Raw genomic sequence first — 9,689 nt, forward strand, 5'->3', positions numbered from 1 at the left:
GTCGGCGGTCGCCCGCGAGCAGGAGCCGTCCCGGTTCTTGCGCTCGGAGGGGAACAGCGGGGCGCCCGGCCGGGTGTGGTCGGCGTCGAAGTGGCCCCACACGTCCTCGATGAACCAGCGCAGGTTGCGGTCGGCGCCGTTGATCAGCGGCACCAGCCGCGGCTTCGGCCCGCGCCTCCGGGATCCCTTTCCGTGCCGGACGTTGAGCTTGCCGAACCGGCCCAGCTCCCACCGGACGTCGTCCAGGTCGAGTATCCGCGCCTCGTTGATCCGCAGTCCCACGTCGGCCGCCAGCCGGGCGACCGCGTAGTTGCGCGCGGCCGGGCCGAACTTGCGGCAGGTCACCAGTTCCTCGCGCCATCCGGCGAACAGCTCTTCGATCTCTGCTTCGCTGGGCGGGATCCGCAGTTGCGGTTCCACCGAGGCCCGCGGCCGGTTCATCTCATCCAGCGGGCACTCGACCACACGGCCGGTGAGGTTGTGCAGCTCGGCCTTGTGCCGCAGCTCAAGGAACTGGAAGAACACCGCCAGCGCGCCCGCCCTGCCGGTCCGGGTCGACGGTTTGGCGTCGCGGAGCACCTTGCCGAAGTAGACGTCGGCGTCTGCCGGCTCCATCTCCCACAGCGGACGGCCGAACCAGTCCCCTTCGGACTGATCGAGCCCGTCGACCTGCCCAGCGACTTCGAGGTCTTCTTCGCCCGCTACAAGGGCAACTTCCTGCGCATCGCCGGCTCCCGCCTGCGCGACCCTCATGACGCCGACGAAGCCCTCATGGACGCCGCCGTCGTGATGTACCGCAAGTGGCCGCGGATCCTCGCCCACGCCAACCCGATCGCACTCGCCCACCGCATACTCGACAACGCGATCACCGACTTCTACCGACGCCGCGCCCGCACCGCCGGCCGCGAAGTCAGCCACGCAGAACTCAGCTACGCCGACATGCCGACCGCCGACGACCTGATGCTCCTGCGCGGCCACGACCGCCTGGACCGCGCCCTGGCCGACCTGGACCAGCGCGCCCCGCTCCAGGCCAACTGCGTCCGCCTGCGCTATCTCACCGAACTCGACTTCACCGAGCATCAGAAGGACGGTGCCTTTCCTCTGCAGAACGGCGGCCTGGCCCCGGCATTGTTCTGCTGGGGTTTCCTTCTCCTGGTCTTCTTCGGGCCGGGCTCCCTGACGCTGATGGGCCTGCTCCGCCGACAGTCCGCGCCGAGTGCCGCGTCCCCGGGGGCGCGGGAGGTTCCCAGGTGGGGTAGGGAGTGACGGGCCCAGTCACCCGGATGCCGTCGGGTCGTCCGGCATGGCGAGGTGCGCCAGGTCTCCCGGCGGCGCACTGCGGACCGGCCAGAGCGGTGCGGGCGTGCCGTCGGCGACCGCGGCAGGCGCGTCGGTGAGGTTCATACGGTCACGGAGGCGGCCGTAGAAGTCCATCGGGCCGAGCCGTACGGCACGCAGCCTGCGCGGTGCGGCGTAGATGCCGATCCAGTCACCGGGGCCGATCACGCCGCGGAGCTGGCCGTCGATGCTGACGGCGGCGCGGCCCGAGCGCTCGAGCACCCGCAGCCCGACGGGCTCGTCCGGGGCGGCAACGACCGACCGGTTGAACGTCATGTGCGGTGCCACCGGTGTGAAGACCAGTGCCTCGGTGCCCGGCGAGACCACGGGGCCGCCGGCGGCAAAGCTGTAGGCGGTCGATCCCGTCGGCGTGGCCACCAGCAGCGCGTCGGCGGAGTACGAGGCCAGCAGCCGGCCCGCGATGTAGACCCCGACCGAGATCTGCCGGTCCCTGGCGAGCTTCTCCAGTACGACGTCGTTGAGGGCGGTCACGTCCAGCGGGATGCCCCACTCGCCGCCCGTCTCGCAGTCGGAGCGCACGCTGGTCGGGGGCAGGAGCGGGCCTCGGCCGTAGCTCATGAGCGCCTCGATGTCCGAGGGCACCTCCAGGCGGCACGAGGCACGCATGGTCAGCAGCATGCGCTGCTCCACGTCGAGCCGGTCGTCGTGCACGGCGTCCAGCGCCGTACGCACCATGGTCATGGGCACCTCGGTCAGGAAACCCACGCGGCCGAGGTCGACACCGAGGACCAGCGCGTCGATGGCGGCCGCGAGCCGGGCCCCGCGCAGAAAGGTGCCGTCCCCGCCGAGGGTGACGACGAGGCCGGGGTCGCCGGCCGCCGCCACTTCCTGCCGGGCGCTGCGCCGTTCGCCGTCGTTCCACACGTCGATTTCCTTGCAGGCGACGGCATGTTCGGCGCACCATGCACGGACCGTGCGGGCCGCCTCCGCGGCCTCGGGACGTCCGCCGTGTACGACCATGCCGACCCGGTCCACCGCCATCTCCGCCTCCTGGACGTCCGCTCGCCCCGACTGGGCGTGGGGCTCCATCCTGGCCAGGCGCGCGTCGACCGGGCGCGGTACCACGCCGCGACGGCCCGGTACCGCGAGCGCGGTGCCGGGCCGTCCGGGTGGTGCGGTGGCTGGTCAGCCCTGGCGGGCCTTGAACCGCGGATCCTTCTTGTTGATCACGAAGGTCACGCCCCGTCGGCGCACCACCTGGGCGCCGGGCCTGGACTTCAGCGAGCGCAAGGACTTGCGTACCTTCATCACGGTCTCCTTCCGCGGGGCTGCACGAGGGCGAGGGAGGCGGGTGTCATCGTTCTTCGCGGAAGAGGACGTGCTCTCCGGCGACCGGATCGTACTTGCGCAGGACGAGCTGGTCGGGGTCGTTCAGACGGTTCTTACGGGTCACGTAGGTGACTCCCGTACCGGCTGCCGACTTCAGCCTGACGACGGGCCGCGCTGTGCTGCGTGCCATGAGGTGCTCCTTCCGCCACCGCCCGATCCTTTTGACTCGGGCATGCCCGCATGGGGGTGCAACGGCGTCGGCAGGCGGGATATTCCGATACGGGGCCCTGGCACTGCTCCTGGCGATGACCGGCCCGGGTTCCTGGTCGGTGGACCATGCCGTGGGCGCGGACGCGATGTCCGGCGTTCCCTGGGCTCTGGCCGCGGCGGCCGTCGCCGTGGCAGTGGCGGCGCCCGCCCTGCTGCTGCGCCGGCGCAACCTTCGCACCCCGGCCGCGGTCCCGGGCCCCTCGGACGGGCCCTCGTAGGGCGGGATCCGGCGCACGGTGTCGACGAAGCCCGCTCAGGCGTCCCTGATGGTCGTCCTGACGGGTGTACCGATCTCGATCGTGCGGCTGACCGTGCAGAGCCGGTCATGAGACGTCCGCACCGCGCGAGGAAGAACCGCGCGGGCCCGGTCCGCACCCTCGCCGTCCGGGAAGGTGACCGCGAAGGTGACCTCGAGGCCGGTCATGCGGTTGCCCAGCTCGTCGCTGATCTTGTCGCCGGTCACCGAGACCGAGAACTCGGCCGGCTCGGCGTGCCGGACGGTGGCCACGTCGACGTCCGCGGCCGTGCAGCCACCGATCGCGGCGAGCAGCAGTTCGACCGGAGTGAACTCGGCGTCCCCGCCATCGCCGGAGGCGGTACCGAAGTGGATCGTGCCGCCACGGGCGTTGGTGGCGACGAAGTGGCCGGTGCCGGTTCGCTCGACGACGACGGAACACCTGGGTGCTTCACTCATGCGTCGACAGGGCGCTGTCACGTTGTTGGGTGCGTGGGTCTCTGACGGTGCGTCGGGGCATGGTGGGGGCCGGGGTTCCGGACTGGTGCTCAGGCTTCGGCAGACCGGCCGGCGGCGCCGGTGGCCTGGTCCCAGCTCGCGAAGCGGGTGGTCATCTCGGTGCGGTATTCGGTGGCGGTCATCAGGTGGCGGCGTGGTCGGAAGTGGGGTGAGATGCCGCTGAACGCGGACAGGAACCGCTGGGCTCCTCCGACGGAGCGGAAGCCTTTCATGGCGCGTTCGCGCTGCCTCGTCGGCTGATGGCTGTTCTCGGCCCGGTTGTTCAGGCCCTTGTGGGAGCGGTGCTCGACCGAGGGCATCACCTCGCGGTGGGCCGCGCGGTAGGAACGGAGCTTGTCCGTGACGATCACCCTCGGCACGGCCCCGATTCCTTTGAGGAGCCGACGGGAGAAGCGCCTGGCCGCGGCCTTGTTGCGCCGGTTCTGGACGAGGATGTCCAGCACGTTGCCGTCCTGGTCGACCGCGCGCCAGAGGTACTTCTGCTCGCCGTTGATCGTGAGGAAGACCTCGTCGAGGTGCCACTTGTCGCCGGGGCGGGGTCGCCGTCGGTGCAGCGCGTTGGCGTAGGACTGCCCGAACTTCAGGCACCACCGGCGGACGGTCTCGTGGGAGACGATGACGCCGCGCTCGAGCATCAGCTCCTCGACCTCGCGAAACGACAGCGGGAAGCGGAAGTACAGCCACACGCAGTGGGAGATGATCTCCACCGGGTACCGGTGCCCCTTGTACGACGGCGACGTACTGCCCACGGACAACCCCCTCCACCATGATCAACCCGAAGATCATCCCACCCGATCAGCCAACGTGACAGTGCCATCATCAAGGGTTCACTTGCGTTCGCCCGTCCAGCCTTCCCCTCGCCTGTTGCACCCCGATGGCCGAGACGCTCTTGGGCTTGACCGCTCCGCTTCACACCCCGCCGCTACCAGCAACGCATGGGAGCGCGGGGACGGGCCCCGGACACTGGCCCGAAGTTCAGCCGATCGATACCTCCTTCACGTGGCTGGACTTACTTACGTGGAGCGACTTCGTGTCGCACACTGAGTGCTTCAGTTGGCGGGCTTCGCCAACTGAAGCGCCCAGCGCGGAGCGTGTCCGTTACCGTCTCGGTCCTGCTGCGGCGTACAGCACGGTGCCGGTCGCCAGCAGGACCCACGCGGTCGCGGCGGACGCCGTCGTAGCGGGGGAAATGATCATCCAGTTGCTCACCTCTCCCGCGATGCCGGGCGGAACCGGGACGAGGAGGGTGAACGCGAGCCAGCCGATCGGCAGGGTCCATGCGAACTGTGCCCCGCAGAGCACCGCCCCGAGCGCGGCCAGGCCGACCAAGCCCGCGCTGTCGCGGACGACGAGCGCGGCCGGGGCGAGCTTGGCTCCCGCCGCCTGGACCGCCAGCAGCGCCGCCCCGGCGACCGCGCCGGCCAGCAGCACGTGCGCCGCCCGCCGGGGCATCCACCGGATCGCGGCCGTCCGATCCAGCGCGGCGTCCTGCCCACCGAGCCCGACGGAAGCGGCCGCCACGTTCGCGGTCAGGATCAGGACCGCGGTCCCCAGGCTCATCGGGCCCGCGCCGTCCTGGTTGAAGGTCCACGCCGCCAGCGCGACGAGCGCGACCGCTGCGGCCGAGGTGGGCACCTGTCGTGAACGGGCGTACAGGATCAGCCACCTCATTGCGACGCCTTCCCCGCCAACACCTCGGTGTACCCCGTGCAGGAGAGGGCGGCGGCGTGCACCTCGGCCATCCGCGAGCGTTGCTCGGCCGGTGACAGCGCCATCAGCCGCTGCCAGACGATGTCGGCGTCCGCCTGTGTACGCTGCGAGTACGCGTAGGAGTCCGGCCTCTGCAGCGGTTTGAACTGGTGATCGCCCAGGGCCCAGCTCGCGGCGATGCTCTGTACGGGGATGTCGACCTGCCCCCCGCCCTCCCAAGGGGTGCGCGGTGCGCAGTTCGGTACCAGGCCCTCGGCGACCAGGAGGCGGGTCAGTTCCGCCCCCGTCGCATGGGCGATCAGCGGGTCGTCGAAGTCGACCAGCACCGCGTCGCCGGAGAGTTGGCGTTCGTCGCCGAGCGCGCGCAGCTGGGTGTCCTCCCGCACCGAGTTCGGTGCCTTGTCGCCCAAGGCGTCGTGCAGCACGCGCAGCGCGTCCTTGCCGCGTGACGCGAGTTCGGGCAGGTGTGAGCGGTTTGCCTGCGTCACGCACACCGGCCCGTCGCAGACCAGGGTGGCGGCGGCCTTGTCGATGACGTAGGTGTCGCGCGGAGTGGCCGGGAGGATCAGCAGGGCCAGGGCCGCGCCGGTCAGGACGGGGGCCACCGCGAGCAGTCGGGCTCGGAGGGTCGCGGCCGACAGCAGTGCGAAACCGGTGGCGAGCAGGCCGAGCAGCCAGAGCGTCTGGCCGAGGTGCACGGAACCGGACAGGGTCAGCAGCATCTCCCGCGGCTCCGCAGTCGCCGGGAACAGCAGAGCGAGCCGGTTCGGCGCGACGCTCGACGGCAGTGCCTCATCATTGCTCTGCCGCAGGGAGAGGGTCGTCAGCAAGAGGAGCACTGTCAGGGCCGGCGGGGTGAGCGCAGAAGGCACGGCCCGCGCGAGGCCCATGCCGAACACGGCCCCCGCGACGAGGGACAGCGCCGCCACCAGCGAGATCGGCAGCCAGCCGAGACTCGTGTAGGCGGTGGCGCCGAGGGCCACCTGGACTCCGCCCACGAGGACCAGGAGGCCGAAGCCGGACGCCAGCACGAGTGCCGTTGCGCCGGCCGGCAGCGCCGTACGGCGCCAGGCCGGCAGCGGCGTGGTCGTCAGCAGTTCGACCATCCGCGAGCGGGAGTCGCGCAGCCCGTACACCGCCCCCAGGCCCACCACGAGCGGCCACCAGAAGCTCAGCAGGTACCGGGTCCACAGGGCCATGGAGGCCCACTGGGCCGTCCATCCCGCGTCCCCCTGCCACCAGATCCCGTCGATCAGTAGGAGGACCGCCAGGCTGCCTGCCAGGACGACGGCGCCGGGCCACGGGGCGATGGAGCGCTTCAGCTCGATGCGCAGGACACGTGCGTTCACCAGGTGCCTCCCGGCTGCTCGGAGCCCTGGAGCAGCGCCGAGTAGCCGCGCTCCAGGGGGCTGCCGCCCGGGTGTTCGGGGCCGCCCGCCGCGGCCAGGTCGTCCGGCGTGCCCTGGAAGACGAGGCGGCCGTCGGCGAAGAGCACCACGTCGGAGCAGGCGGCCGCGACGTCCTCGACCAGATGGGTGGAGACGACCACACACGTGTCGCGGCCCAGTCCCTGCAACAGCTCGCGGAAGCGCAACCGCTGCGCCGGGTCCAGGCCGACTGTCGGCTCGTCCAACAGCAGCACCGCGGGATCGTTGACGATGGCCTGAGCGATGCCGGCCCGCCGCACCATGCCGCCGGACAGGGTCTTCATCCGATGGTCGGCGCGGTCCGCCAGGCCCACCCGTTCCACGGCCCGCTGGACGGCCGCGGGGACGGCTGCCTTCGGAACCTCCTTCAACCAGGCCATGTACTCGACGAACTCACGCACGGTGAAGCGCTTGTAGTAGCTGAAATCCTGCGGCAGGTAGCCGATCCGGCGGCGCAGGGCCCGGTAGTCAGCCATCGCGCCCACGCAGGTGCCGAGCATCTCCAGTTCGCCCTCGGTGGGGCGCAGCACGGTGGCCAGCGTCCGGATCAGGGTGGTCTTTCCCGCTCCGTTGGGTCCCAGGAGGCCGTGGGTGCCGATGCCCAGGCAGAGGTCGAGTCCGTCGACGGCCATCTTCTTGCGTCCGACGCGTACTCTCAGGCCGCTGGCCCGGATCTCCCAGGCGTAGGTTTTCGGCGCGGTGTCGGCCGCGTTTGTGGTGGGCATAGTGCGGTGGTCCCTTTCGAAGGTCGACGATGGTTTCAGAGTGCGGTAAGTGATGTTTCCTGCCGTTTCACACCGATGTGATGACATGCCATAACGGGGTGATTCCGGCGGTCGAATGATCAACATCGCCGCCCTGGCCGAGCGCACGGCTCCGGCTCCCCGGTTTGGCTCGACAGCCGAGGTCAGGGGCCTGCTACCCACTGGGACGAAGTGGTGCGAAATTAGCTAGACCATCACTTACCGCACTCTCACAGCGTTGAGTACGCGTTTCTGCGGGCGATCACGGCGCCGATGCCGAGCGCGAGGAGCAGCCCCCACACGGGCAGTTGGTCGGGCTGGAAAACAATTCGCAGGGCAAGGGGGGCGTGGCCGGTGACCCACGTGGGCGCCACGACGACGACGCCCCACGCGACCGCCAGCCCGGTGGCGGCGCGGGTCACGCCGACCAGGCTGCCCAGCGCCAGGGCGGTGGAGGTGAAGGCCAGGGAGGGCAGCAGCCACTGCGCGGCCGTCATGGTTCCGGTCAGCCAGCCCTCCACCAGGAGCCCGGGCAGGACCACCACGAGAACCGCCGTGGTGCGCCTGAGGAGCAGGGGCAGGCCGGCTCGGGCGGTCGAGGCCGTCAGTTCGTACGCCGGGTCCAGGCCGCGCGACCACGATGCGGCGACACCACACAGCGGCAGCACGGGTGCGATCGCCAGCACGGGAGAGATGTCGCCGAAGAACGTAGGCGGCGCGAGCGAGTCCAGCAGCAGCGCCATCAGGGTAACCACGACGGTCATGGCCAGCCACGGGGCCATGGCCGGCGTCAGCCAGGCCGACAGCCACCTCGGGCGGTGTCGCCGCGAGGGTGTCCTGACGGCCGCGTCCAGCTGCGGTTCCAGACCGGCCCGGACGGTGTCGAGGAGCGTGGCGATGCCGGGCACCTCGGTGGCCACGGAGGCCGCCAGACGACTCCGGCACATCGCGCACGTCTCCAGATGGGCCTCCAACGCCCACACCGCGTCCACGGCCATCTCCGTATCACCACGTGCGTAGTCGTCGAGCAGCCGCATCGACGCGTGTTCCCCGCTCATGCCAGCGCCTCCCGCATCGCGATCCGGGCCCGGCGGGCGCGGGTCTTGACCGTGCCTTCGGGCAGTCTGAGCAGGACGGCGGTCTCCCGCACGGAGAACCCGTCCAGCACCATGGCCTGCAGGACCTCTCGAAGTTCCGGCGCCAGTCGCCGAAGAGCGTCACCGACGTCCCCGTCGACGGTCCCGGCCAGTGCCTCGTCCTCCGCCGCGGGCACCACCGCCCGCTCGGCGGCGGCGACCGGCGGCTCGGCATGGTGGGCACGGCGCCGGAACGCGTCGACGAGGCGGCGCGCCGCGATCGTCCACAACCATCCGACGGCCGTCCCGCCGACCGCGCTCCCGGCGAACGCGCCGGCCGCGCGCCACACCGCCAGATAGGTCTCCTGCATGACCTCGGCGACGATCTGCTCGTCCGCGCAGCGGCGGCGCAACCGCACAGCCAGCCACGGCGACGTGCGCCGGTACAACTCGTCGAACGCCCCGCGGTCACCTCTGGCCACCAGCCGGACGAGGCGCTCCTCGTCCAGCTCGTCCAGTGCTCTCACACGTGATCTCACACCAGCCAGACGCCCGATGGTGCGCACAGGTTCTACGTCTGACGTGGTTTGCGTCACAGTGCCACGCGTGGAGGATTCCGATCCCCGTGAACCCCGGTCGCCGGTTGCGATCCGGCTCGTGATGAACCCTGGCGCCTCGTGGTGCTGCACCCTTCTCGGTGCAGCCCTGACCAAGTACGCCGACTGACTCGCAGTCGCAATCGATGCCGAAGGTCCAGCCCGCCAACTGAAGCACTCACTGTGCGACACGAAGTCGCTCCACGTAAGTAAGTCCAGCCACGTGAAGGAGGTATCGATCGGCTGAACTTCGGGCCAGTGTCCGGGGCCCGTCCCCGCGCTCCCATGCGTTGCTGGTAACGGCGGGGTGTGAAGCGGAGCGGTCAAGCCCAAGAGCGTCTCGGCCATCGGGGTGCAACAGGCGAGGGGAAGGCTGGACGGGCGAACGCAAGTGAACCCTTGATGATGCCTCGTGACTTCTAAGAAGCCATCTCAATTGGCTCGGTAGGCTGTCGACCATGGCAGGGATCGTTGAGCGGCTGGTG

12 protein-coding genes and 1 pseudogene are annotated in these 9,689 nt (G+C 70.5%); 2 read left to right on the forward strand and 11 right to left on the reverse strand.

All coding sequences use genetic code 11. The annotated features are described in order from the left end of the window. A pseudogene (locus ACFPZI_RS30215) lies at positions 1–753 on the reverse strand (site-specific integrase); the annotation flags it as partial. Between ACFPZI_RS30215 and ACFPZI_RS30220 the strand changes: the two are divergent. Next, on the forward strand, positions 739–1,266 hold the full coding sequence (locus tag ACFPZI_RS30220; RefSeq protein ID WP_381369719.1) for a hypothetical protein: 528 nt from the start codon (positions 739–741) through the stop codon (positions 1,264–1,266). The pseudogene ACFPZI_RS30215 and the gene ACFPZI_RS30220 sit on opposite strands and share 15 nt — an antisense overlap. Before the next feature lie 9 nt (positions 1,267–1,275). Here the strand turns inward: ACFPZI_RS30220 and ACFPZI_RS30225 are convergent, their stop codons facing one another. From ACFPZI_RS30225 to rpmG, 3 genes are all read right to left on the reverse strand, one after another. Further along, a complete protein-coding gene (locus ACFPZI_RS30225) occupies positions 1,276–2,340 on the reverse strand; it encodes an NAD(+)/NADH kinase (RefSeq protein ID WP_381369722.1) in 1,065 nt (354 codons plus the stop codon). Between the two features lie 144 nt (positions 2,341–2,484). Beyond that, complete coding sequence (ykgO, locus tag ACFPZI_RS30230) at positions 2,485–2,607, reverse strand: type B 50S ribosomal protein L36 (RefSeq protein ID WP_019525784.1); 123 nt, start codon at positions 2,605–2,607, stop codon at positions 2,485–2,487. 46 nt (positions 2,608–2,653) lie between these two features. After that, positions 2,654–2,818, reverse strand: coding sequence for a 50S ribosomal protein L33 (gene rpmG, locus ACFPZI_RS30235; protein WP_109383499.1), 165 nt, complete (start codon positions 2,816–2,818; stop codon positions 2,654–2,656). A gap of 115 nt (positions 2,819–2,933) precedes the next feature. Between rpmG and ACFPZI_RS30240 the strand changes: the two genes are divergently transcribed. Then, a complete protein-coding gene (locus tag ACFPZI_RS30240) occupies positions 2,934–3,116 on the forward strand; it encodes a hypothetical protein (protein ID WP_381369704.1) in 183 nt (60 codons plus the stop codon). A 35-nt stretch (positions 3,117–3,151) separates the two neighbouring features. Here the strand turns inward: ACFPZI_RS30240 and ACFPZI_RS30245 are convergent, their stop codons facing one another. The 7 genes from ACFPZI_RS30245 to ACFPZI_RS30275 form a co-directional block, all read right to left on the reverse strand. Beyond that, positions 3,152–3,592 carry an OsmC family protein gene (locus ACFPZI_RS30245; RefSeq protein WP_381369706.1) on the reverse strand — a complete coding sequence of 147 codons (441 nt, stop codon included), beginning with the start codon at positions 3,590–3,592 and terminating at the stop codon, positions 3,152–3,154. A gap of 89 nt (positions 3,593–3,681) precedes the next feature. Continuing rightward, positions 3,682–4,401: an IS6 family transposase gene (locus ACFPZI_RS30250; protein ID WP_381369709.1), complete on the reverse strand. Its 720-nt coding sequence runs from the start codon at positions 4,399–4,401 to the stop codon at positions 3,682–3,684. A 349-nt stretch (positions 4,402–4,750) separates the two neighbouring features. Then, positions 4,751–5,323, reverse strand: coding sequence for a hypothetical protein (locus tag ACFPZI_RS30255; RefSeq protein ID WP_381369712.1), 573 nt, complete (start codon positions 5,321–5,323; stop codon positions 4,751–4,753). Further along, on the reverse strand, positions 5,320–6,711 hold the full coding sequence (locus ACFPZI_RS30260; RefSeq protein ID WP_381369714.1) for a hypothetical protein: 1,392 nt from the start codon (positions 6,709–6,711) through the stop codon (positions 5,320–5,322). The genes ACFPZI_RS30255 and ACFPZI_RS30260 overlap by 4 nt, the downstream gene beginning before the upstream one ends. Continuing rightward, on the reverse strand, positions 6,708–7,514 hold the full coding sequence (locus ACFPZI_RS30265; RefSeq protein ID WP_055593274.1) for an ABC transporter ATP-binding protein: 807 nt from the start codon (positions 7,512–7,514) through the stop codon (positions 6,708–6,710). Before ACFPZI_RS30265 ends, ACFPZI_RS30260 begins: the two co-directional genes overlap by 4 nt. Before the next feature lie 248 nt (positions 7,515–7,762). Beyond that, the gene (locus ACFPZI_RS30270; protein WP_055593275.1) at positions 7,763–8,590 is read right to left on the reverse strand and encodes a hypothetical protein; all 828 of its coding nucleotides are present in this window, start codon (positions 8,588–8,590) and stop codon (positions 7,763–7,765) included. Then, complete coding sequence (locus ACFPZI_RS30275) at positions 8,587–9,135, reverse strand: RNA polymerase sigma factor (protein ID WP_206188808.1); 549 nt, start codon at positions 9,133–9,135, stop codon at positions 8,587–8,589. Before ACFPZI_RS30275 ends, ACFPZI_RS30270 begins: the two co-directional genes overlap by 4 nt. Between the last annotated feature and the right edge of the window lie 554 nt (positions 9,136–9,689).

Source organism: Streptomyces chlorus (genome assembly GCF_042655885.1).
In the GTDB taxonomy this organism is placed as follows: domain Bacteria; phylum Actinomycetota; class Actinomycetes; order Streptomycetales; family Streptomycetaceae; genus Streptomyces; species Streptomyces chlorus.

Coding starts and splice junctions, on each gene's coding strand:
- ykgO (WP_019525784.1), bottom strand. CDS start 2,607: ATGAAGGTACGCAAGTCCTTGCGCTCGCTGAAGTCCAGGCCCGGCGCC.
- ACFPZI_RS30270 (WP_055593275.1), bottom strand. CDS start 8,590: ATGAGCGGGGAACACGCGTCGATGCGGCTGCTCGACGACTACGCACGT.
- rpmG (WP_109383499.1), bottom strand. CDS start 2,818: ATGGCACGCAGCACAGCGCGGCCCGTCGTCAGGCTGAAGTCGGCAGCC.
- ACFPZI_RS30225 (WP_381369722.1), bottom strand. CDS start 2,340: ATGGCGGTGGACCGGGTCGGCATGGTCGTACACGGCGGACGTCCCGAG.
- ACFPZI_RS30245 (WP_381369706.1), bottom strand. CDS start 3,592: ATGAGTGAAGCACCCAGGTGTTCCGTCGTCGTCGAGCGAACCGGCACC.
- ACFPZI_RS30240 (WP_381369704.1), top strand. CDS start 2,934: ATGACCGGCCCGGGTTCCTGGTCGGTGGACCATGCCGTGGGCGCGGAC.
- ACFPZI_RS30265 (WP_055593274.1), bottom strand. CDS start 7,514: ATGCCCACCACAAACGCGGCCGACACCGCGCCGAAAACCTACGCCTGG.
- ACFPZI_RS30255 (WP_381369712.1), bottom strand. CDS start 5,323: ATGAGGTGGCTGATCCTGTACGCCCGTTCACGACAGGTGCCCACCTCG.